Origin of the sequence: Gemmobacter sp. 24YEA27, assembly GCF_030052995.1 — a bacterium.
Lineage (GTDB): Bacteria > Pseudomonadota > Alphaproteobacteria > Rhodobacterales > Rhodobacteraceae > Pseudogemmobacter.
Genome location: NZ_JASJPW010000001.1, coordinates 2668628 through 2692516, shown reverse-complemented (window position 1 = coordinate 2692516; position 23889 = coordinate 2668628). Strand labels below are relative to the sequence as shown.

The following is a 23889-nucleotide window of genomic DNA, read 5'->3' as shown; positions in this document are numbered from 1 at the left end:
TTCTGATGAGCTTATCTGACCTGCCATGACCACACGTCTGCCGATCATTCTCGGAGGCGCCCCCGAGGGCTATGACGGGCACCTGCTTGCGCGTGAGCTGGAGCGCGGGGCGCCGGTGATTTTTGTTGCACGCGATGACAAGCGGGCTGAAGCGATGCGGGTGGCGCTCGCGGCTTTCGCGCCGGGCGTGCCGGTCCTGAGCTTCCCGGCCTGGGATTGTCTGCCCTATGACCGGGTCTCGCCCAATCCCGAGACATCCGCGCGCCGCATGTCGGTGCTGGCGGCGCTGGCCGATGGCATGGCGGGCGCCTTTGTCCTGATCACCACACTGAATGCCGCCACGCAGCGGATTCCGGCACGCGATGTGGTCCGGGCGTCTTCGTTCCAGGCGAGGCTTGGCGACCGGGTCGATGAAAAGCGGCTCAGGGATTTTCTGGCCCGGATGGGGTTCACGCCGGTCTCGACCGTGTCCGAAACCGGGGATTACGCGCTCAGGGGCGGTATCGTCGATATCTGGCCGCCCGGGGTTGGCGGGCCGGTGCGGCTGGATTTCTTCGGTGATCAGCTTGACGGCATCCGCCGGTTTGACGCGACAAGTCAGCGCACCACGGAAAAGCTGAAATCGGTTGAATTCTCGCCGATGTCCGAGGTGATACTTGACGAGGCTGCGATCAGCCGGTTCCGGCAGAATTACCGGGTGGAATTCGGCGCCGGAGGCTCGGATGATCCGCTTTACGAAGCGGTCAGCGCGGGGCGCAAACATCAGGGGATGGAGCATTGGCTGCCCTTTTTCCATGAGCGGCTGGAGACGGTGTTCGACTACCTTCCCGATGCCACCGTGATGCTGGATGACCAGGTGGTCCCGATGCAGCTCGCCCGCTGGGAGGCGGTCGAGGATGCTTATGACGCCCGCAATGACGCGATGGCGGCCCGGGCAAAGATGGACAGCCCCTATAAGCCGGTGCAGCCGCAGGGGCTCTATCTCGACGAGGCCGGCTGGAAGGCGGCCCTGGCCGACCGGCGCGAGATCCGGCTGTCGCCTCTGGCGCAAAGCCCGGGGCCGGGCGTGCTGGATGCGGGCGCGCGCGCGGGGCGGTCTTTCGCCCCCGAACGCCAGCAGGAAAGCATCAATCTCTTCGAGGCCCTGGCCGATCACATCCGCGCTTTGCGCGCGGATCGTCATGTCGTGCTGGCTTCCTGGTCCGAAGGCGCGATGGAGCGTCTGCGGGGGCTTTTGTCGGATCAGAAGATCGCGACCGAAACGATCCGCGATCTGCGCGATCTGGATCAGCTGCCGGCAAAGGGCCAGGGAAAAGTGGGCGGCCATGTGTCGCAGATGATCTGGGCATTGGAGGCGGGGTTCACCGCCAAAGGCCTTGCCGTCATCTCGGAACAGGATGTGCTGGGCGACCGGCTGGTCGGCAAACCGGCGCGCAAGCGCAAGGCCGAGAATTTCCTGCGCGAGGTCGACAGTCTTTCCGTGGGCGATCTGGTCGTGCATGTGGAACATGGCGTCGGGCGCTATCTGGGGATCGAGACCATCACCGCGCTTGGGGCCCCCCATGCGATGGTGATGATCGAATATGCCGAAGAGGCGAAACTCTACCTGCCGGTCGAGAACATCGAGCTTCTGTCGCGTTATGGCCATGAAGAGGGGCTTCTGGACCGGCTTGGCGGCGGCGCATGGCAGGCGAAGAAGGCGAAACTCAAGGAACGCATCCGTGAGATCGCCGACAAGCTGATGCGGGTCGCGGCAGAGCGGATGCTGCGTTCGGCCCCGATTCTTGAGGCGCCGCATTCGGCATGGGAGGCCTTTGCCGCCCGCTTCCCCTGGCCCGAGACCGATGACCAGCTTTCGGCGATTGCCGATGTGGTGGCGGATCTGGAAAAGGGCTCGCCCATGGACCGGCTGATCGTCGGCGATGTGGGCTTTGGCAAGACCGAGGTTGCGATGCGCGCGGCCTTTGTGGCGGCGATGGCGGGGATGCAGGTCGCCGTGATCTGCCCGACCACTTTGCTCGCGCGCCAGCATTACCGCAGTTTTGCTGAACGGTTCCGGGGCTTTCCGCTGAATGTGCGGCCCCTGTCGCGCTTTGTCGGCGCGAAAGAGGCGGCAGAGACCAGGAAGGGCCTCGCCGAGGGCGGCGTCGATATCGTCGTCGGCACCCATGCGCTGCTGGCCAAGGGCGTGTCGCTGAAGAACCTTGGCCTCTTGATCATCGACGAAGAACAGCATTTCGGCGTGTCGCATAAGGAACGCCTGAAAGAGATGCGCTCCGAGGTGCATGTGCTGACGCTGACGGCGACGCCGATCCCGCGCACGCTGCAACTGTCGCTGACGGGCGTGCGCGATCTGTCGATCATCGCAACGCCGCCGGTGGACCGCCTGGCGATCCGCACCTATGTCTCTGAATTCGACACGGTGACGCTGCGCGAGGCACTGCTGCGCGAACGCTATCGCGGCGGGCAATCGTTCTTCGTGGTGCCGCGTGTTTCCGACATTCCCGAGATAGAGGAATTCCTCAAGGCACATGTGCCGGAAGTGTCTTATGTCATCGCGCATGGCCAGCTGGCGGCGGGCGATCTCGATGAGCGGATGAACCAGTTCTATGACGGGCGGTTCGATGTGCTGGTGGCGACGACCATCGTCGAATCCGGTCTGGATATCCCGACCGCGAATACGATGATCGTGCACCGCGCCGATATGTTCGGGCTAAGCCAGCTGTATCAGATCCGGGGACGGGTGGGCAGGTCCAAGACCCGTGCCTATTGTTACCTCACAACGCGGCCCCGGATGATCCTGACACCGCAGGCGCAAAAGCGCCTGAAATTGCTGGCGAGTTTTGACAGCCTTGGCGCAGGGTTCAATCTGGCCAGCCACGATCTCGATCTGCGCGGGGCCGGCAATCTGCTTGGCGAGGAACAGTCGGGCCATATCCGCGAGGTGGGCTATGAACTTTACCAGCATATGCTGGAAGAGACGATTGCCAAGCTGAAATCGGGCGAGATCGACGGGCTGGCGGATGTCTCGGATGACTGGTCACCGCAGCTGAACCTCAATGTGCCGGTGATGATCCCGGAGACGTATATTCCCGATCTCGATATCCGGCTGGGGCTGTATCGCCGGCTGTCGGGGCTGAGTTCCAAGGTCGAACTGGAGGGCTTTGCCGCCGAGCTGATCGACCGGTTTGGCGCGATCCCGAAAGAGGTCAATACGCTGATGCTGATCGTGCGCATCAAGGCGATGGCGAAAAAGGCGGGGATAAACCGGCTGGATGCCGGGCCAAAAGGCGCGACGCTGACCTTCCAGAATGACCGATTTGCCAATCCGGCGGGGCTGGTGGATTTCCTGAAAGCCCAGGGGCCGGCTGCGAAAGTGCAGGGCAATAAGATCGTGCTGCTGGGCGAGATGAAGACCGAGGCCGAGCGGATCCGGGGGGCTTTCGCCATTGCCCGTGATCTAGCAGAAAAGGCGCGCGGTAAGTAACCGCGCGCCTTTCGATTTACGTATTTCCGGTGGAAGTATTTGACCGGGTGGAAATGCCTGACCCCTGCACAGGATCAGCGTTTCGCCAGCCGCATCAGAGCCAGCGCGAGGCCGAGGAAAACCACCGAACCCGCCACCAGCGGCAGATGGCTGCCGGAAAAGCTCTGGGTGACCGGCAGCGAGATGACCACCGACAGGACGGTCGAGACCCCCGCCATGATCGAGGCGGCGAAGCCTGCGATATGGCCCACCGGCTCCATCGCAAGGGCGTTGAGATTGCCCATGGTCAGGCTCATCATGCAAAAGAGGCTGATGATCCAGATCATGAAAAGGGCAAATTCCGCTGTCGGCGGCAGGGCGAGCCAGAGAAGCGATGCCAGCACCAGCGCAGAGATCACCAGCACCGCCAGGAAGGTGAGTGTAACGACGCGGCGCATGCCCACCGTCATCACGAGCCGCGCATTGGCCAGCGATCCGGCTGCCGAGAAGATTGCGGCCAGCGCGAACCAGAGCGGGAACTCGTCGCCCCGGGTGAAATGCTGCTCGAACACCGGCGAGATCGAGGAAAGCAGCGAAATCAGCACTGCCATCACCAGCGCCTGGATCAGGATCGTCACGATCACGATGCGATGCGAGAACATGTCCTTTGCCGAGGCGATAAGGCGCGGAATGTTCAGCGGGATACGGTCCGCTTTCGGCAGGGTCTCGGGCTGGCGCAGGCCAAGCCAGACGAGGCTGGTCAGCGAAAAAACCACGAAGACAAGGAAGATTGCGTGCCAGTCGGCAAGATGGATCACCGCCTGACCCATCAGCGGGGCAATGGCCGGGGCGACCATGAAGATCATCATCGCAAAGGACATGATCCGGGCCATTTCGCGGCCGCTATACATGTCGCGCACCATAGCAAGTGAGACCGTGCGCGGGCCCGCGGCGCCGATGCCCTGAACCACGCGGGCCACGATCAGCATTTCGAGTGAACCTGCGAAGTAGCAGACCAGCGAGGCCACGCAATAGACCGCGCCGCCGATCATCATCACCGGTTTGCGGCCCCAGGCATCAGAGAGGGGGCCGGAGACAAAGGTGCCGAGCCCCATTCCGAGGAAGAAGGCGCCGATGATCAGCATGGCGCGATTGGGCGCCTCAGGGGAAAGGAGTTTGCCGATATCGGTGATCGCGGGCAGCATCGCGTCGATGGAAAGCGCGATGGTCGCGAAAAGCATGGCAATCAGCGCGATGAATTCGGGCTGGCTCAGCGCCGGTTTCGCGTGATTGGGGCCCGGCGCATGCGGGCTGTTCGGAGTTTTCATATTTCAGGTCTTTGTTATTTCCTGGATCACATTCCCCCAGAATTCAGGGGGTTGTGCTCCGTTTACGACATATTGCTGTGCGACGAGGAAGGTGGGCACCGCGTTCACACCTTTGCGGCGGGCCTCGGTCTCTCGGGCAATCAGCTCTGATTTATCGGCATCCGACTGCAAAAGCCGCAGCGTCGCCTCGCGGTTCATGCCGGCACTGGCGGCGATATCGGCCAGCACTTCGGCATCCCCGATGTCACGGCCCTCGTCCCAATAGGCCTGGAGGATGAGGGTGACAACCTCATGCTGCACGCCTTCGATCCCGGCCCAGTCGATCAGCCGATGCGCGTCAAGCGTATTGGGAATGCGGGACGGACGGTCAGGGTCGATTTCGCCGCCGGCGTCACGGGCCACCTGGCGCAGACGTTCATTGACCTCACTGACTTTCTCCTCGCCCCCGAAGCGGGCGGCGAGATAGCTGCGCTTGTCGACACCTTCGGCGGGGATGTCGGGATTCAGCCGGAACGGATGCCATTGCAGGCGGAACGGATGCCCTGGCGCGGCGGCAAGCGCACGTTCGAGGTTCTGCATCCCGATATGGCACCAGGGGCAGACGGGGTCGATAAAGATGTCCAGCCTGACGTCAGGCCGGGTTGCGTCGATGGTCATTGTGAGGCTTTCCGGCTCGGGGGGGATGACAACCCGTCTCCATATACAAGGCCACGAGACGGCGGCGGAGCACTTTGCCGGTCGGACCACGCGGCAATTCCGTCAGCCCGAGGGTTGAGAGCGGTATCCAGGCGCGCGGGCACTTATAGCGCGCGAGGCGCGCAGCTGCAAAGCCATTTGCGGTGCGATCAGACACAGCCTCGCCTGCGTAAAAACACGCAATGATGCGGGTGCCGCTGTCCGGGGTGGCGCCTGGCGGCTCGATTTCAGCCACGGCCAGTTCGGTGATCCCGGGGAGGCCTGCCAATGCGATTTCGACTTCGCGCGGGCTGACGCGGATGCCGCCCGCATTCATCATCTCGTCAGCGCGGCCCTGGTAATGGAAGGCGCCGCCCGCGTCGGTTGCGACAAGATCGCCGGTGGTGAACCAGGGTCCCGAGGGGGCAGCGGATCCCTCATAAGACAGCATGAGCCCCGGATCATCGGTTGCTATGGCCAGATGGCCGGTTTCGCCCGGGGCGACCTGCTGGCCGGCCTCATCAAGCACCGCGATGCGGCGGCCGGGCTGGGGAAAGCCGCAGCTTCCCGGGGGGGCGGGGCGGGCGGGGCTCCCGGAGAGAAAGGTCGAGATCTCGCTCATCCCGAGGGCTTCATGGATGTCGGTTCCGGTCTTCGCCTGCCAGTCGCTGCGCAAAGCGGGGGGCAGTGCCTCACCGGCGCAAAGCGCGTGGCGCAGGCGCGGGAGCGCGGGCAGCGGCCCCCGCAGCAGACGGCGGAAGATCGCGGGCACCGAGGCGAAGATCGTCGCATCATGGCGTCTGAGCACCAGGGCGAGCTGTTCCGGCGCGATATCGGGCGCGGCAATCAGCGCGGTCGCCCCGACCGTCCAAGGGTCCATCAGACCGGTTCCCATCGTATAGGTCCAGTTGAAAGCGCCCGAATGCAAAAGCCGGTCCTCTTGCTGAAGTCCCTCCCAGCCGTCATGCATCGGCTGGCGGCCGAGAATGGCGCGATGGGCGTGCCGCACCGCCAGCGGCGTGCCTGAGGTGCCGGAGGTGAAAACGATATAAGCCTCGCGCCCGGCCGGGCCGTGATGCCAGTCGGCGGGGGGCAGGGTCTCGGGCGCGGGCCGCGGGGTCAGGCGGCGCAGCCCTCGGGGCAGGCGATGCCTTCACCGGCGATCACCGCTTTCGGGCTGACCTGCGCGGCCATGCGGGTGATTTCAGGCCCGGTCAGAAGGGGCGAGGTCGCGACGGGCACGATCCCTGCCGCCATCGCACCAAGATAGCAAAGCGGGTAATCCGGCGTATTCCCCAGTCGCAGGAGCAGCCGGTCGCCGGGCCGCAGCCCTGCATCGAGCATCCAGCCCGCAAGCCCCCGGACCGAGGCGATCAGCCGCGCATAGCTCCAGCGAGTCGCCCCCGTCAGGCTCAGAACCGCCAGCGCAACCTTGTCGGGCGTCGCCGCCCGGCGCGCAGCACATGTCCGGCGAGGTTGAAACGGCTGGGGTCGGTAAAGTCCATCATTGCGACGGCCTCCGGGCGCGGGATGCAGGGGCAGGGCGGCTGCGTCCGGCATAATCCGCAGCCCGGCCCGGCACAAGCCAGGGAGCGGGTTGTCACAGGCATGGGGACTTAGCGTCCCCGCAAGGAATTCAGCCCCGACGTCATGCCACAGCCCTGTGGTCGGTACGCAGTCTGACAGCGCATGAAGGGGATGGTCACCGTGGCTTCGGGAAAGTCAAAAAACCGCTCTCCCAAAGGGCGCAGTCGTCGCAGATGCGTTCAGGTCAGAGCCGGAAGGCCTTGACCGAAAGCGCCTCAGAACCAGCCCTGCACGGTGCGCGCGCCGCCCGAGACATCGTCGCCCACGCCCGCAACCGTGTTGCAGCCTGCAAGCCCTGCGACAAGCGCACCAAGAAGAAGAAGTTTTTTCATGATCTTACTGCCTTTCTGCCCAAAGGCCGGACCATCTGCGCGGTCCCGAACCCGATTTTCTGCACGAGAATATAGCCACTCAATCGGCCTGATACCACCATGTATCCGGCTGGAACCCGTTCCAGTCGCCATAGAGTGGGATTTTTGCCGGATAGCGCAGCTCTTTGCGATGCGCGATGCGGGCGCGGTCGGAATACCAGATCGGCATCACATAGCGCCCGGCCGTCATGATCCGGTCCAGCGCCCGGACGGCGGCCTGAAAGTCCTCCGGATTGTCGGCGCGCAACAGGGCCGCGATCATCGCGTCGGCGGCGGGCGAGTTCATCCCCATCCAGTTGCCGCTGCCCGGGGTCGTGACGCCGCCCGAACCCCAATAGAGCACCAGCTCATTCCCCGGCGAAAGCGAGAGCGAGCGGATGTAATGGGTGACCTCGAAATTGTAATCCTTGGTGCGCTCGCGCATCTGGGCGGCGTCGATGATCGAGACCCGCGCCTCGACGCCCAGCTGTTTCAGCGCCTCGACCCAGATCGAGGCCACCGCGATCAGCTCGTCCTGGCCGACGCTCAGAAGGATCTCAAACCGGAACGGCGTGCCCCCGGCATCGCGCAGCACGCCCCGGTCATCGACCAGCCAGCCGGCCTCTTCCATGAGCCGCGCCGAACCCCTGAGTTTGCGGCGGTAATCGCGCTCATCACTGGCAAAGGGCAGCCGATACCCTTCCAGCGTGCCGGGGATGAGGCTGTCGGCAAAAGGCTCCAGCAACGCGCGTTCCAGCCCCACGGCCGGTGTGCCGGGGATCATGCCGAGTGGCGAGTTCGAGAAATAGCTTTCGATCCGGGGCTGCACACCGCCATTGATCACCTGATTGACGAATTCGAAATGGAAGGCCTGGATCAGCGCCTCGCGCACCCGCCAGTCCTGAAACAGCGGGTTGCGGGTATTGAACACGAAGCCTTCGATTCCCGAGGGCCGGTGATGCGGGATTTCCGATTTCACCACATCGCCCGCAAGCCGCGCCGGAAAGTCATAGGCGGTCGCCCATTTCGACGGGTTGGTCTCGCGGAAACTGGTGATGAAGCCGGATTTGAACGCCTCGAAAATCGCCTGGGGATTGGCGAAATACTCATAGCGGATCTCATCAAAGTTCCACTGACCCCGGTTGAAGGGCAGATCCTTGCCCCACCAGTCGGGATTGCGGCGATAGATGACGCTGGTGCCGCGTTCGACTTTTTCGACAAGATAGGGGCCGGAGCCAAGCGGGGGATCAAAGCTGGTCGCGGTAAAATCGCGCCCGTCCCAGCTGGCCTTTTTCAGGATCGGGCGCAGGCCAAGGATCAGCGGTAATTCACGGTCTTCGGTGGTGAAGGTGAACCGCACCTTGCGCGGGCCGGTCTGTTCGGCTTTGGCAATCTTTTTCCAGGCCGTGTGATAACGCGGCGCGCCATCGGTCCCGAGCGTCTCGAAAGACCAGAGCACATCTTCAGGGGTCACCGGCGATCCGTCAGAGAATCGGGCCGCCTCACGAAGGGTAAATTCTGCGTATGTCCGTGCCGCATCCGTCTCAACCGATTCGGCCAGCAGCCCGTAAAGCGAGAAGCGTTCGTCGTAATTTCGACCCAGCAGCGTCTCGGTCACCAGGGGAGAGACGCTGACCACCGGCTGGCCCGAAGTGATGAAAGGATTGAGGCTGTCAAAGGTGCCAGGAAGCGCAATGGTGATCGCGCCGCCCTTGGGCGCATCGGCGTTGACCTGGGGGAGTGACACAAAATCCGGGGGGAGCCCGGGCTCTCCATACATAGCTATGCCATGCTTTGGTTCTGCAACTGCAGGGTGCGGCAGCAAAGCCGCCAGAACCAGGCCTGCAAGAGCCCCCATAAGAGCCGGGTTGCGGCGCATCGGTCGCAGGGGAGATTCGGTCGACATAGTGGAAACAATCCCTGGGCCGTCATGGTGTATTGGCGTGACCCTAAGCCGAGGGGCCAGGGTTTTCAAACTTTTAGCTTGGCCATCGGCGCAGAGAGGACTATATAAGACTCACTGCTCGATAGGTTTCTTGCCTGTATGAAACCTGCCTCAACGACTTAACGCCGGCCTAGCGCCGGCGTTTTTTTTGGCCCAAAGGCCATATGTGATGCAAGAGCAGGCAGCCTGAGAACACCATAGATTTACCAATCCTTGCTGGAATTCCCGGGTTCAGACGCTAGAGTTCCTTGCAGGTGCAGCATGGAGTATCGGGTCATGGATCTGAGGGAAAAACGCGCGGTGATCACCGGTTCGAATTCGGGAATCGGTCTCGGAATCGCTGAGGAACTTGCGAAGGCGGGGGCCGAAATTATCCTCAACAGCTTTACCGATCGCGCGGAGGATCACGATCTCGCGAAGAGTTTCACCAAAAGATTCGGCGTGAAGGCGCGCTATATCCAGGCCGATCTTTCCTCGGGCGCGCAGGCGCGGGCGCTGGTGGAAGAGGCCGGCGGGTGCGACATCCTCATCAACAATGCGGGCATCCAGCATGTGGCCCCGATCGATGAGTTTCCGGTCGAGACCTGGGACCGGATCATCGCGATCAACATGAACTCGGCCTTCCATACCACGGCAGTGGCGCTGCCGGGGATGCGGGCAAAGGGCTGGGGCAGGGTGGTCAATATCGCTTCGGCGCATGGGCTGACGGCGAGCCCGTTCAAATCGGCCTATGTCACTGCGAAACACGGGGTGGTGGGCATGACAAAGACCGTCGGGCTGGAGACGGCGGGCCAGGGAATCACCTGTAACGCGGTCTGCCCGGGCTATGTGCTGACACCGCTGGTCGAGGCGCAGATCCCCGATCAGATGAAGGTTCACAATATGGATCGCGACACCGTGATCCGTGAGGTAATGCTCGACCGCCAGCCCTCGCGTCAGTTCGTCACCACCGAACAGATCGGCGGCACCGTGGTCTGGTTGTGCTCGGATTATGCGTCCCAGGTGACCGGGACGACGATCTCTGTCGACGGAGGCTGGACCGCGCTTTAGGAGGTTACGACAGCACGACGCGGGGCGCGCGCGCCCCGGATCCTGCACAGGATCCGGACCGTTTCCTGTGCAGGAAACGGCGCTGACGCGGCGGCGGGACGTCAGGGCAGCAAAAGAGGTAGATCTATGACGGCCATCAGCCTTGCATTGCAGGGGGGAGGCGCGCATGGCGCCTATACCTGGGGGGTTCTTGACCGGCTTCTCGAGGAGCGGGACTTGGAGTTCGCCGCCATCAGCGGCACCTCTGCGGGGGCGCTGAATGGCGCGGCCCTGAAGGCCGGTCTGGTTGCGGGCGGCCGCGAGGCGGCGCGCAAGCGGCTGCGCCGGCTCTGGGACGATATCGCTGATATCGGTGACTTTCGTATTTTGCTGCCCTTGTTTCAGCCCTTCCTGCCGATGATGCGCATGGTCCAGGATGTGACCGAGGCGCTGATGCCCGTCAGCCCGCAGGGAATGGCGGCACAGATCTACAGCCCCTATTCCTGGGGCGCCGCCTGGCGCAATCCGTTAGAGCCGGTCATCCGTGATCTCGATTTCAGCCATGTCTGTGCCAATGCCGGCCCCGCGCTTTTCATCGGCGCCACCAATGTCCGTACCGGCAAGGCCCGCGTCTTCCGGGGCGACGAGATTACGCCCGAGGCGCTGATGGCCTCGGCCTGCCTGCCCTCGGTTTTCCAGGCGGTCGAGATCGGTGGCGAGGCCTATTGGGATGGCGGTTTCGCCGGCAATCCCTCGCTCTGGCCGCTTTATGACCGGGCGCTGCCCGACGATATTCTGATCGTGCATGTCAACCCGCTGCGGCGCGAGGATCTGCCCGAGACGCCGCTCGAGATCCAGAACCGGATCAATGAGATCAGCTTCAATGCGACGCTTCTGTCAGAACTGCGCTCGATTGCTTTTGTCAGACGGCTGATTGCCGAGGGACGGGTCCAGCCGGACCAGATGAAGGATCTGCGCCTCCATATGGTTCTTGACGATCTGCTGATGAATGAGCTTTCGGCAAGTTCAAAACTGCAGCCCTCCGCTGCGCTGATTGAACGGTTGTTCGAAGCTGGCCGCGCCTCTGCCGAGGGGTTTGTGAGCAAGTGTGCGGATAAGATCGGGCGCGAATCTTCCGTGGACCTGGCGGCTCTTTTCGGCTGAGACTGCTTTACCGTGATCAGGCCGGCTCTTTCGGGGTCGGATAGACCAGCCCGCCCGAGACGATCAGCTTGGCCGCATCATCGACGCCGGTCTCATCAAGGATCACCAGCTCGCGCGTCGGAACAAAGATCAGCATGCCGCTGGTGAAGGGCGTCAGCCCGACAAACACCGCCGACATCTCGCCGCCGAGCGTGGCGAGGCGTTCCGCGATCTCGCCTTTCGGGCGCGTTGAGATGAAACCAAGCGCCCAGGAGCCGGGGCGGGGAAACTCGACCAGGCAGGCCTTGTCGAAACTGGTTTCCTTCTTGTTGAAGAAGGTTTCTGCCACCTGTTTGATCGCACCGTAAACAGATCGTACCACCGGCATCCGGTCGACCATCGTCTCGGCCTTGCGGATGATCGAACGCCCGATCAGCCCCTTGGCGATCCAGCCGACGAGGATGGTGAAAATCAGGAACACCAGCACACCGACACCGCGCACCGGGAATTCATATTCCGGCCCGAGATAGCGCAAAAGCACCGCATCGGGCTGCCAATAGGCCGGGATCAACGGCAGGATCCAGCCGTCGATCCAGCCGATCACCGCCCAGACGAGGTAGAGCGTCAGCCCGACCGGCAAGACGACGACGAGGCCGGTGAGAAAGCTGGCCCTCAGGCTTGCGAAGAAGCCGCGCTTTTGGGGCGGAACGGGCAGGATCGGATCGGACATACTAACTCCCTGATAGCGCTAATCTAGGGGGGGGATGCCCCCCGCGCAATGGGCGATCAGGGAAAATCCATAGAGATCAGGCATGTTTTACCGAACCCGTCGCGATCCGGGCGGCGAACCGGGCATTGTTCAGCACCAGTGCGATGTTCGCGGCCAGTCCGTGGTCGCCGGTCAGCTCACAGATCCGCTCGAGAGGGCAGGGCATCACCTGTTTTGCTTTGATGTGACCCGCCGCGACCTCGACCAGCGTGGCCTCGACATGGGGCATGATTTCGGTCAGCGGCGTCTCCTGTCCCTGGGGGATAGGGTTGACAGCCAGCTGGCCACCGGGAATGCCGCGCACCGCGCGCATGAGCGCCCCGCCACCACCTTTACCGGGGTCTGGGGGAGCTCCTGGAGATCGGCAGAGAAATCGAACGAGGTCTCGGCGCCACGATGCACGCCGCCGATGCCGCCGGTCGCGAAAGCGGTGATTCCCGCAGGCCGTGTGCAGATCATCGTCGCCGCCACCGTCGTCGCGCCATTGCCGCCCCGGACCAGGCAGGCCGCAAGATCGGCACGCGAAAGCTTCGCCAGATCGATGAACTGGCCTGGGGTGTTCAGCTCTGAATCGGACAGCCCGATATGGATGCGGACCTGTAGCACCGCCATGGTCGCGGGCACGGCTCCGGCGGCGCGGATTTCAGCCCCGACCCTGGCGGCAATTCCGACATTTTCCGGCCAGCGCATGCCATGGGTGAGGATGGTCGATTGCAGGGCAACCATGGGCATACCCTTTTTGCGGGACAGGGCTACCTCGCGCGAGAAGGTCCGCAGGATTTGAGGCATCAGTTGATATCTTCGGAAACACAGGTGGAGGCGGCCAGGAGGGCGGCGTGCAAAGCCGCCTCGCGGGGCCGCGCGCGCAGTTCGTTTGCGATATGGGCAGCCATGAAAGTGTCACTGGCGGGGATCACCCGGGTCACAAGGATCTGCGGCGGGCAGCCGGAATCGCTGGGTCTCAAACGGCAGGCCTCGGCCGCCGGGCGGCCGCCATCGGTGACCAGAGCCCGCATAGCGCCGCGTTCTCAAAAGCGCCACCTGCCAGGAGTCCGGCCTCTTAGAAATTGAGATATGGCGTCGCGCCGGGATGGGCGAGGAACGGGCGCAGTCTGCCGGCCTCGCCGGGGCTTGCCGGCACGATCATGAGATCGGCCGCGCGAAACAGCTGTGAAACGGCGATTCCCGCGAGCAGCGCTTAGATCAGTTCGCCGTCCGGCGCGATCAGCCCGTTCGCGCCTTCGACCGCCAGATAGCGGTAGGTCGGCAATTCCTCTGATCGCATCCGCTGATCGCAGCGCGAACCCGGTGCCGAAACCAGGCACGGATCAGGTCATGACCCACGGCGTCGCGGCCGAGCAGCGGCAGCGTCCCGGGGCCGAGGCCAAATCGCGCGAGACCCGTCGCGATGTTTAGCGCGATGGCGGTCGGCAGACGGGTGATATGACCAGGCTATCCGAGCCCCGCTGCATCATCGCCTGGCTGCGCCCGATAATGTCCCACAGGACCGGGCCTGTGCAGAGACTCCGCGATACATCTGTCACGGTCCGCTTGTTGTGCAGGTTTCAGAGCCAGGCCGGCCTGTGCTGTCTGAGGGGGCATCGCCTGCGTGGGCGCCGGCGACAAAATGCGCAGGCCCCGCTAAGTTGAATAATGTTCATATTTCGTTCACGAATTGCAGTTGGCGCGGCGCAGTTTTTACCCTATCTCTCTTTCGCGTTTATCCCCTGAGTGTCGAGATGGCGGTGTGATGATGGCCGAGCATAAGTTTATCGAAGTGCGCGGCGCGCGCGAACATAATCTGAAGAACGTCGATCTTGATATTCCGCGCGATCAGTTCGTGGTGATCACCGGGCTGTCGGGCTCGGGTAAATCATCGCTGGCCTTTGACACGATCTATGCCGAAGGGCAGCGCCGCTATGTCGAGAGCCTCTCGGCCTATGCGCGCCAGTTTCTCGACATGGCCGGAAAGCCCGATGTTGACCATATCTCGGGTCTGAGCCCGGCGATCTCCATCGAACAGAAGACCACGTCGAAGAACCCGCGTTCGACGGTGGGGACGGTTACCGAAATTTACGACTACCTCCGTCTGTTGTTCGCGCGTGTCGGCGTGCCCTATTCCCCGGCGACCGGGCTGCCGATCACCGCGATGCAGGTGCAGGATATGGTCGATGCGGTGATGGCAATGCCGGAAGGCACTCGCGCCTATCTTCTGGCCCCCATCGTGCGCGACCGTAAGGGCGAATATAAAAAGGAATTCCTGGAACTTCGTAAACAGGGCTTCCAGCGGGTCAAGGTGAATGGCGAATTCCACGAGCTGGAAGAACCGCCGACACTCGACAAGAAATTCCGCCATAATATCGACGTGGTGGTCGACCGCATCGTGGTGCGCGAGGGGCTGGAGGTGCGGCTTGCCGACAGTTTCCGCACCGCGCTGAACCTCGCCGATGGCATAGCGGTCATCGAAATGGCCGACGAGGGCGCCGAGCGCAAAACCTATTCCGAGAAATTCGCCTGCCCGGTTTCCGGCTTTACCATTGCCGAGATTGAGCCGCGGCTGTTTTCCTTCAACGCGCCCTTCGGGGCCTGTCCCTCCTGCGACGGTCTCGGTGTCGAGCTGTTTTTTGACGAGCGTCTCGTGGTGCCCGATCAGGGCCTTTCGATCCTGCAGGGCGCGATAGCACCCTGGGCGAAATCGAAATCAGCCTATTTTACCCAGACCGTCGATTGTCTGGCGAAGCATTACGGCTTTGACAAAAAGACCAAATGGCGCGACCTGCCGGAGCAGATCCGCCAGCTTTTCCTTTACGGATCAAAGGGGGAGGAGATTGACTTCACCTATGATGAGAATGGTCGCGTCTATAAGGTGCGCCGTCTTTTCGAAGGCATCATCCCCAATATGGAACGCCGCTACCGCGAGACCGACAGCACCTGGTCGCGCGAGGAAATGGAGCGGTATCAGAACAATCGGCCCTGTTCTTCCTGCAACGGCTACCGTCTGAAACCCGAGGCGCTGGCGGTGAAAATCGCCGGGCTGCATATCGGCCAGGTGGTGCAGAAATCGATCCAGGAGGCGTTTGACTGGATCTCGACCGCGCATGAATCGCTGACCGGGCAGCAGAATGAAATCGCGAAAGCCATTCTGAAGGAAATCCGCGAACGTCTTGGATTCCTTGTGAATGTCGGGCTGAATTACCTGACGATGGCAAGGAATGCCGGCACGCTTTCCGGCGGCGAGAGCCAGCGGATCCGGCTCGCCTCACAGATCGGCTCGGGGCTGACGGGGGTGCTTTACGTGTTGGACGAGCCCTCGATCGGGCTGCATCAGCGCGACAATGACCGCTTGCTGACGACCCTGAAAGGGCTGCGCGATCAGGGCAATTCCGTGCTGGTGGTCGAACATGACGAGGATGCAATCCGCGAGGCGGATTATGTTTTCGACATCGGCCCGGGGGCAGGCGTCCATGGTGGCCAGATCATCGCGCGCGGCACGCCGGCCGAGATCGCGGCCAATCCCGACAGCCTGACCGGCCAGTATCTTTCGGGGCAGCGCGAGATTGCAGTGCCCAAGGAGCGTCGCAAGGGGAACGGGAAAAAGCTCACCGTTGTAAAGGCTTCGGGCAATAACCTCAAAGATGTGACGGCTGAATTCCCGCTGGGCGAGTTTGTCTGTGTCGCGGGGGTTTCGGGGGGCGGAAAATCGACCCTGACCATCGAGACGCTCTACAAAACCGCTGCGATTAAGCTGAATGGCGCGCATGAGACACCGGCGCCCTGCGAGACGATCAAAGGGTTCGAGCATCTCGACAAGGTCATCGATATCGACCAGCGCCCCATTGGGCGAACGCCGCGGTCCAATCCGGCGACTTATACCGGGGCCTTCACCCATATTCGCGACTGGTTTTCGGGCCTGCCCGAGGCGAAAGCGCGCGGCTATGGGCCGGGGCGGTTCTCGTTCAACGTCAAAGGCGGGCGATGTGAGGCCTGTCAGGGCGACGGCGTCATCAAGATCGAGATGCATTTCCTCCCCGATGTCTATGTCACCTGCGAGACTTGCAAAGGGCAGCGCTACAATCGCGAGACGCTGGAAATCAAGTTCAAGACCAAAAGCATCGCCGATGTTCTTGATATGACCTGCGAAGATGCGCGCGATTTCTTCCAGGCTGTGCCCTCGATCCGGGAAAAGATGGATGCGCTTTGTGAGGTGGGCCTTGGCTATATCAAGGTCGGCCAGCAGGCGACGACGCTGTCCGGCGGCGAGGCGCAGCGGGTAAAGCTGTCGAAGGAACTCAGCCGTCGCGCGACGGGCCGCACACTCTATATCCTCGACGAGCCGACCACGGGCCTCCATTTCGAAGATGTGAGGAAGCTTCTTGAAGTGCTGCATTCCCTGGTTGATCAGGGGAATACCGTGGTGGTGATCGAGCATAATCTCGACGTTATCAAGACCGCCGACTGGGTCATTGATATCGGCCCCGAGGGCGGTGATGGCGGGGGACAGATCGTTGCCAGTGGCACGCCCGAAGCGGTGGCTAAGGTCGCGGCCAGCCATACCGGGCGCTATCTCGGCCCGATGCTGAAGCCGCGGCGGGTGGCGGCAGAGTAAGGTGCCAGAAGCCGTCAGCCGGGCCCTGGATATCCCGGTTCGGTTCTTGAAGGCCTGGTTCAGCCGGGTCTGAGTCATACGGGCCGCGCAGGTCGCTCTGTCGCACTGATCCTTCAGTCAGGATCATAGCGGGGTGTCTGCGCGCTTCCTGATCATTTAGGGCGGATTCTGCCTCGCTTTAAGGCGAAAACTCTCCGATCGGCCGGCGCTGCATCGAGAATCAACCTTTCCTCTGCGGAAAATCACGGCGTCTGTAAGCACCTCTCGCGACGCCTGGCTGCTGCTCTGTGCTGCCCTGACCCGAAGACCGGCCCTCATTGCGGCGGAGTTCCTTTTCTCAGGCGCTTTTTCAGGCAGATTTCCTGCGCGCCCCGGTCGCATCGCTTTGGCGGCCGGGATCTTTTATTGCCCGTTGCATTGCGCTGCCGCATTTGCTTACGTCTGTGGCAAGAGAGCGGTTAATCCGCCGCAGAATTCGGCTGGCAATGCCAGCACTGAAGTCAGGGAGAACTGAGTGACGGTTGATCCGAAGAACGACGCTTTCGTCGCTTTCGAGCATGTTCAAAAAAGCTATGACGGTGTCTCGCTGGTCGTTAAGGATCTGAACCTCCATATCGCCAAGGGCGAGTTTCTGACCATGCTCGGGCCATCGGGATCGGGTAAGACCACCTGCCTGATGATGCTGGCGGGGTTCGAGACGGCGACCCATGGCGAGATCCTTCTGGATGGCCGCCCGATCAATCAGGTGCCGCCGCATAAGCGCGGCATCGGGATGGTGTTCCAGAATTACGCGCTTTTCCCGCATATGACCGTGGGGGAGAACCTTTCCTTCCCGCTGGAAGTGCGCGGCATGGGTAAGGATGAGCGCGAGACGCGGGTGAAACGCGCGCTGGATATGGTGCAGATGGGGGCCTTTATCGCGCGGCGCCCGGCGCAATTGTCAGGCGGGCAGCAGCAACGTATCGCGCTTGCGCGGGCATTGGTGTTCGACCCGAAACTGGTGCTGATGGACGAGCCGCTCGGCGCGCTCGACAAACAGCTGCGCGAGCATATGCAGTTTGAAATCAAGCGCCTGCACGAATCCCTCGGCATCACGGTCGTCTATGTGACCCATGACCAGGGCGAGGCACTGACCATGTCTGACCGGGTCGCGGTGTTCAATGATGGCCGCATCCAGCAGCTTGCCCGCCCGCCGATCTCTATGAACGCCCCGAAAACAGCTTTGTCGCGCAGTTCATCGGTGAGAATAACAAGCTGCCGGGCACGATTGAAGAGATCGGCGGCGGCAAGGCACGGGTGCGGCTTTCGACTGGCGAGCTGATCGACGCGACGCCGGTGAATGTCAACGCCAGCGGTCAGAAGACGCTGGTCTCGATCCGGCCGGAACGGATCGAGTTCAAACCCTCGCTGATGCCGCCAGGCGCGTTGACGCTGGATGCCGAAGTGCTGGAGGTCATCTATATGGGCGACATCCTGCGCACCCGGATGCGCGTCGCCGGGACCGACGATTTTGTGGTCAAATGCCGCAATACCCTGGATCAGACCCGGCTGAGCCCGGGCGAAAAGATCAAGGTTGGCTGGCATCCGCAGGATGCCCGCGCGCTTGACGCGGTCTGAGAACCGCCGCGTGTAAGCGCCCCCGGTATACCGGGGCCTTGCCTCAGAGGCTGCGAAAACGGGCATAAGACCCGCGCGGCTCCGGGGTCACTGTTTTCTCCGCAAGGGGACCATTTTCAACACGGGAGACTGATAATGAAAAACTGCTCGTCCTCTCCACCGCACTTGGCGGGTTCGCGCTGCCAGCACTGGCGCAGGAGGTCACGGTCATGGGCTGGGGCGGCGCCTATGCCAACAGCCAGATTGAAGCCTATTTCAAACCCTTCACCGAAAAGACCGGCATCAAGGTCAATTCAATCGATTCCGACAATCCGGCGATCCCGGTCAAGGCGCAGGTCGATGCGGGCAATGTGACCGTTGATGTCGCTGTGCTTGAAATTGCCGATGCCGTGCGTCTGTGCGACGAAGGCCAGCTGGTCCAGATCGATGGCGCCGATCTGCCCGATGGCGCCGATGGCACCAAGGCGATGGACGATTTCCTTCCCGGCACCGTGACCGAATGCATGGTTGCAGCTGATATTTTTGCGACCATCATCGGCTATGACACCACGAAATTCGCCGAAGGCGCCGGGCCGAAGACGATCGCCGATTTCTTCGATATCGAGAAATTCCCCGGCAAACGTGGCGTTCGCAAGAACCCTAAAGTCACGCTTGAAATGGCGTTGATGGCGGATGGTGTTCCGGCGGCCGAGGTCTATGCCGTGCTCGAGACCCCGGAAGGAGTCGATCGCGCCTTCGCAAAGCTCGACACGATCAAGAAAGATGCCGTGTTCTGGGATGCCGGCGCACAGCCGCCACAGCTTCTGGCGGATGGCGAGGTGGTGATGACCATGGCCTATAACGGCCGGATCTTCAACGCGGCCCATGGCGAGAACAAGCCCTTCGACATCGTCTGGGACGGCCAGGTCTATGAATGGGAAGGTTTCTCGATCCCGAAAGGCGCCCCCAATGAGGAGGCGGCCCTTGAGCTGATCAAATATGCGACCTCAAGCGAGGTTTCGGCGAAAGCGGCGTCTTATATCTCTTACGGCCCGCCCCGCAAATCGGCCGCAGCTTTCGTCGGCAATATCGATGGCACCGACAAGCCGATGCTGCCGAACCTGCCGACCGCGCCGCAAAACCTTGGCAATGCGCTGGCCTCGTCGCAGGATTTCTGGGTCGACCGCGATACCGAACTGGGCGAGCGCTATAACGCCTGGCTCGTGTCGAACTGAGCTGAAACGGGGGTGCGGGGGGCAAATCCTCCCGCACCGCCGCCAATTCCCTCCCTGTCGCCAGAGTGCTGTGATGACCTTTGCCCAACCGAGCCGGATCGCCGCTGCCCTGTTTCTTGGTCTCGGGCTTGCGCTCGCCATACCGCCCGAGGTGCAGGCCAGAGATACCGGGGCAGAGACGGGTGCGAAATCGGGGGCGATGGCCTTTCTCACTGCCGACATCGCGATGAATGCCGCAATCGAGGCCGCGCGTGCGAGCCTGCCATCAGTGTTGGCGACGGCGGCGAAATCCGATCTCTCCGATCACAGCTATATGGTAAAATGGGCGCATCCGGTTGATCTGGGTGATGCCGGCACCGAACATAGCTGGGTCGTGCTGACGGGTGTTCACGGAGGTCTTGTCGAAGGGACACTCGCCGCTCAGCCGCAGGGCTTTCACGGCAAGGCCGGCGATCCGGTGGCTTTCCCCGCAAGCGAGATCTCGGACTGGATGCGGTTTCGGCCCGATGGGGTGATCGAAGGCGGCTATACGACCCGCGTGATGATCAGCCAGATGAGTGAGGAAGAACGCGCCTCTTATGATGTCGAATTCGCCGCACTGCCTGCCACGCGCCCCGGTCTGAAAATCAGCGCCGGCAACTGACCGGCCTCGCCCGTGGACGACCCTACTCAGCGACGGGCCCTCTCGAGGACCGGACCATGACCGCCCGGCCCTGCGACGCGATCCGGGCAGGACAAACCAGAAGAATAAGCGCCCCTGCACATGCGGGGCAGAAGTTTCAGGACAGAATTATGGCAGAAACCACCATGGATCCCACCGCCGCTGGGCTGACGACAGCCGATGGCCGCCCGCTGAAGGTGGCGCTGGCCGCCGCACAGTCGCGGGCGAAACGGCGGGCCTTCCTGCTGGTCCTGCCGCTCTTGCTGTTCATCGTGATCACCTTCGCGCTGCCGATCGGGCAGATGCTGCAACGCTCCTTCTATCATGACGGGTTTTCCAAGGCCTCGCCCGCGCTCGGCGCCTGGTTTGCCGCCAATCCGGCCGGCACCGTACCCGATGAGGCAGCCTATGCCGCGCTCGCCTCCGACCTGCTTTTTATGAAGGAAAGCCGGCTTGCAGGTGAGGCGGGCACGCGGATCAACTATTCCGTGCCCGGGACACGCTCGCTGATCACCTCGGCTGCGCGCGGGGCGGATGATCTGCAGCCGCCTTACCGCGAGGCCCTGCTGGAGCAGGACAGGAAATGGGGCGAGCCGCTTTTGTGGGTCGCGATGCGGGAGGCGGCATCGCCCTGGACCACCGACTTCTACCTCTCCGGCATCGATATGCAGCGCTCTGCGGATGGCGGTATCGAGCGCGTGGCCGAAGTGAACCGCGTCTATATCTGGCTCTATGTCCGGACCTTCCTGCTTTCGGCGGTGATTACCGGCATCTGCCTGCTGCTGGCTTTCCCGATTGCCCATATGCTGGCGACGCTGCCGATGGCGAAGGCCAATCTGCTGATGATCCTCGTGCTGCTGCCGTTCTGGACCTCGCTTCTGGTGCGGACGACGTCCTGGATTGTGTTGTTGCAGGGCCAGGGGGTGATCAACTCCCTGCTGGTCACGATGGGGGTGATCGATGACAGCGGGCGGCTCGCGCTGATCTATAACCAGACCGGTACGATCATCGTGATGGTGCATATCCTGCTGCCCTTCATGGTGCTGCCGCTTTATTCGGTGATGCGGGTGATCCCGCCAAGCTATGCCCGCGCGGCGCGCTCGCTTGGCGCCACCTCCTGGACCACCTTCCGCCGCATCTACCTGCCGCAGACCCTGCCGGGGATCGGCGCAGGGGTTCTGCTCGTCTTCATTCTGGCGGTCGGCTATTACATCACGCCCGCGCTTGTGGGCGGCGCCGATGGCCAGCTCTTCTCAAACCAGATCCAGTTCCATATGACCAAATCGAACTGGAGCCAGGCCGCTGCCCTCGCCGCGATGCTGCTCGCAGGGGTGCTGGTCCTTTACTGGCTCTATGACCGCCTGATCGGCATCGACAAGCTCAAGCTCGGCTGACGTCAATCCGATGAAAGGGGCAAAAGCCCGGTCCCTTTCATCTGTCCTTAAATATCCTCTGGGGGTCCGGGGGGCGAAGCGCCCACGGCGTCTTTCTCCCCGCGGCAGCCAGATAAGACACCACCTGTCAGGAGACAGCCATGGCCCTTCCGACCTATGCCGACCCGCTCGAGCGCGCCTGGTATTACGCCTATATCGTGATCTGCACGCTGATCTTCATCTTCCTGATCGCGCCAATCCTTGTCATCATGCCGCTCTCTTTCAACGCAGAGCCCTATTTCACCTTTACCTCAAAGATGCTGAGCTTCGATCCGGAGGGCTATTCCCTGCGCTGGTATGACGAGCTGGTGGTCAAGGGGATGCAAACGACCGGCGCCACCGGCGCGGCCTGGTGGTCGGATATGTGGCAGAACTCGGTCTGGGTGAAAGCGGCGAAAAACTCGGTGATCATCGGCTTCTGGGCGACGATTCTCTCAACGGTGCTGGGCACGCTCGCAGCCCTTGGCCTGTCGCGCCCCGAGATGCCATATCGCCGGCTGATCATGGCGGTGCTGATCTCGCCGATGATTGTGCCGATCATCATCGTGGCGACGGGGATGTTCTTTTTCTATTCGAACCCCTGTTCGGTCATCGGCGTGACCTGTGGCACCGAGGACCAGCCCTGGCGGCTGACTTCGACCTATACCGGTGTGATCCTCGCCCATGCAGCGCTTGGCATTCCCTTTGTAATCATCACAGTGACGGCTACCCTGTCGGGTTTTGACCAGTCGCTGATCCGTGCAGCCGCAAGCCTTGGCGCCAACCCGCGCACGACATTTTTCAAGGTGATCATGCCGCTGATCCTGCCCGGCGTCATCTCGGGCGCTCTGTTCGCCTTCGTCACGTCTTTCGACGAGGTGGTGGCTGTCCTGCTGATCGCTGGTCCGGAACAACAGACCATTCCCCGCCAGATGTGGAATGGCATCCGCGAAGCGATCTCGCCCGCGATCCTTGCCGTGGCAACGATTCTCGTGGTGATTTCCATCGCGTTGCTGACCACGATCGAAATACTGCGCCGCCGCTCGGATGCGATGCGCGGTGTCACGGGACGCTGAAAGCGTCGACGATTTCTTGAGAAAGAAATCGGGCCGGAGTTTTCCTTAAAACTCCGGCTCACCGCGTCAGGGCAGGATTTGCAACCAGATCCAGACCGAGAGGATCGAGAAAGCGGTACCAAACAGCACCGCCGAGGCATTCACCCGCTTGGCCACGCCATACATATGCGCGAACAGATAGGCATTGGCGCCAGGCGCCATGGCTGCCGTAAGGATCACCGAGCGCAAAGCCGCATCGCTGATCCCGAAGATTCCGCGCCCGATCCCCCAGGCGATGGCCGGATGGATCACCAGTGACGTGACGCAAATCCACACAATCGTCCAGCGATCCCCCTCGGGGCGGTAGCGAAACAAGACGCCCCCCAACCCGAACAACGCCGCCGGCAGCGCCGCCAGCGCCAGCATATCCACCGCCGACCAGACCGGACCGGGCAGGGCGACCCCGCTCAGATTGACCGCAAAGCCGAAAATGATCCCCAGCACCAGCGGCTGATGCAGGATCGCGCCCGCGATCTGGCGTGACAGGCGAAAAGCCGAGAGGCCCTGTCCGCGCGAACGCGCCCATTCCATCAGCGAGATGCCGAGCCCGTAGAACAGCGGCGAATGCACCGAGATGATCGCGAAATTCCCCGCCAGTGCCTCGGTCCCATAGGCGCGTTCGGTGATCGGCAGGCCCAGAAGCAATGAGTTCGAGAACATCCCCGCAAAGCCGATGGCGATGGAATCGGTCAGCGGCCGGTGGAACAGCCACAGCGCTCCGGCAAAGCAGATCGCAAAGCCCGAAAAGGCGCCGATATAGAAAGAGAGCATCATCCCCGGATCATAGGCGAGCGACAGATCCAGCCCGGCCACGCCCCGAAACAGCACACAGGGCAGCGCGTAGCTCTGGGCGAATTTCATCAGCCCGTCGACATGGCTCTCGCTGAACTTGCCCGCTCTTGCCGCCAGCCAACCGAATCCGATGACAATGAAGACCGGCAGGATAACGTCTAACAGCGCGGACATGGCAGC

16 protein-coding genes and 3 pseudogenes are annotated in these 23889 nt (G+C 62.3%); 9 read left to right on the top strand and 10 right to left on the bottom strand.

The genetic code is table 11. From position 1 onward, the window contains the following. Window positions 1-25: 25 nt before the first annotated feature. Window positions 26-3487, top strand: coding sequence for a transcription-repair coupling factor (mfd, locus tag QNO18_RS13400; RefSeq protein WP_283178060.1), 3462 nt, complete (start codon window positions 26-28; stop codon window positions 3485-3487). A 74-nt stretch (window positions 3488-3561) separates the two neighbouring features. On the opposite strand, the gene QNO18_RS13395 is transcribed toward mfd, so the two are convergent. The 6 genes from QNO18_RS13395 to QNO18_RS13375 form a co-directional block, all read right to left on the bottom strand. Further along, window positions 3562-4794, bottom strand: a complete 1233-nt coding sequence (locus QNO18_RS13395; protein WP_283178059.1) for a multidrug effflux MFS transporter — start codon at window positions 4792-4794, stop codon at window positions 3562-3564. Window positions 4795-4797: 3 nt separating this feature from the next. Next, a complete protein-coding gene (locus QNO18_RS13390; RefSeq protein WP_283178058.1) occupies window positions 4798-5451 on the bottom strand; it encodes a DsbA family oxidoreductase in 654 nt (217 codons plus the stop codon). Further along, complete coding sequence (locus QNO18_RS13385) at window positions 5426-6478, bottom strand: fatty acid--CoA ligase family protein (RefSeq protein WP_349293862.1); 1053 nt, start codon at window positions 6476-6478, stop codon at window positions 5426-5428. Before QNO18_RS13385 ends, QNO18_RS13390 begins: the two co-directional genes overlap by 26 nt. A 110-nt stretch (window positions 6479-6588) precedes the next feature. Further along, a complete protein-coding gene (locus QNO18_RS25680; RefSeq protein WP_349293861.1) occupies window positions 6589-7029 on the bottom strand; it encodes an AMP-binding protein in 441 nt (146 codons plus the stop codon). A 242-nt stretch (window positions 7030-7271) separates the two neighbouring features. After that, entirely contained in the window at window positions 7272-7388 is a 117-nt protein-coding gene (locus QNO18_RS13380; protein WP_092897888.1) for an entericidin EcnA/B family protein, read from the bottom strand. Between the two features lie 79 nt (window positions 7389-7467). Next, complete coding sequence (locus QNO18_RS13375) at window positions 7468-9186, bottom strand: extracellular solute-binding protein (protein ID WP_283178803.1); 1719 nt, start codon at window positions 9184-9186, stop codon at window positions 7468-7470. A 441-nt stretch (window positions 9187-9627) separates the two neighbouring features. Between QNO18_RS13375 and QNO18_RS13370 the strand changes: the two genes are divergently transcribed. Together QNO18_RS13370 and QNO18_RS13365 are read left to right on the top strand one after the other, a co-directional pair. Beyond that, window positions 9628-10401, top strand: a complete 774-nt coding sequence (locus QNO18_RS13370) for a 3-hydroxybutyrate dehydrogenase (RefSeq protein ID WP_283178057.1) — start codon at window positions 9628-9630, stop codon at window positions 10399-10401. Between the two features lie 126 nt (window positions 10402-10527). Next, a complete protein-coding gene (locus QNO18_RS13365) occupies window positions 10528-11544 on the top strand; it encodes a patatin-like phospholipase family protein (RefSeq protein WP_283178056.1) in 1017 nt (338 codons plus the stop codon). Between the two features lie 16 nt (window positions 11545-11560). On the opposite strand, the gene QNO18_RS13360 is transcribed toward QNO18_RS13365, so the two are convergent. From QNO18_RS13360 to QNO18_RS13350, 3 genes and pseudogenes are all read right to left on the bottom strand, one after another. After that, on the bottom strand, window positions 11561-12253 hold the full coding sequence (locus tag QNO18_RS13360; RefSeq protein WP_283178055.1) for a DUF502 domain-containing protein: 693 nt from the start codon (window positions 12251-12253) through the stop codon (window positions 11561-11563). A 76-nt stretch (window positions 12254-12329) separates the two neighbouring features. After that, window positions 12330-13081 (bottom strand): annotated as a pseudogene (locus QNO18_RS13355) (pseudouridine-5'-phosphate glycosidase). Then, window positions 13081-13836 (bottom strand): annotated as a pseudogene (locus QNO18_RS13350) (kinase). The pseudogenes QNO18_RS13355 and QNO18_RS13350 overlap by 1 nt, the downstream one beginning before the upstream one ends. Before the next feature lie 209 nt (window positions 13837-14045). Here QNO18_RS13350 and uvrA point away from each other — a divergent pair. The 6 genes and pseudogenes from uvrA to QNO18_RS13320 all read left to right on the top strand — a co-directional run bounded on the left by uvrA (window position 14046) and on the right by QNO18_RS13320 (window position 22878). Continuing rightward, window positions 14046-16898, top strand: coding sequence for an excinuclease ABC subunit UvrA (gene uvrA, locus QNO18_RS13345; protein WP_283178054.1), 2853 nt, complete (start codon window positions 14046-14048; stop codon window positions 16896-16898). A gap of 514 nt (window positions 16899-17412) precedes the next feature. Then, window positions 17413-18515, top strand: a pseudogene (locus QNO18_RS13340) (ABC transporter ATP-binding protein). Between the two features lie 209 nt (window positions 18516-18724). Further along, window positions 18725-19729, top strand: coding sequence for an ABC transporter substrate-binding protein (locus QNO18_RS13335; protein ID WP_283178053.1), 1005 nt, complete (start codon window positions 18725-18727; stop codon window positions 19727-19729). A gap of 73 nt (window positions 19730-19802) precedes the next feature. Further along, the gene (locus QNO18_RS13330) at window positions 19803-20372 is read left to right on the top strand and encodes a DUF2314 domain-containing protein (RefSeq protein ID WP_283178052.1); all 570 of its coding nucleotides are present in this window, start codon (window positions 19803-19805) and stop codon (window positions 20370-20372) included. 149 nt (window positions 20373-20521) lie between these two features. Beyond that, window positions 20522-21784 carry an ABC transporter permease gene (locus tag QNO18_RS13325; protein WP_283178051.1) on the top strand — a complete coding sequence of 421 codons (1263 nt, stop codon included), beginning with the start codon at window positions 20522-20524 and terminating at the stop codon, window positions 21782-21784. 140 nt (window positions 21785-21924) lie between these two features. Then, the gene (locus tag QNO18_RS13320; RefSeq protein WP_283178050.1) at window positions 21925-22878 is read left to right on the top strand and encodes an ABC transporter permease; all 954 of its coding nucleotides are present in this window, start codon (window positions 21925-21927) and stop codon (window positions 22876-22878) included. A 66-nt stretch (window positions 22879-22944) separates the two neighbouring features. Here the strand turns inward: QNO18_RS13320 and QNO18_RS13315 are convergent, their stop codons facing one another. Further along, window positions 22945-23883 carry an AEC family transporter gene (locus tag QNO18_RS13315; protein ID WP_283178049.1) on the bottom strand — a complete coding sequence of 313 codons (939 nt, stop codon included), beginning with the start codon at window positions 23881-23883 and terminating at the stop codon, window positions 22945-22947. Window positions 23884-23889: the final 6 nt, after the last annotated feature.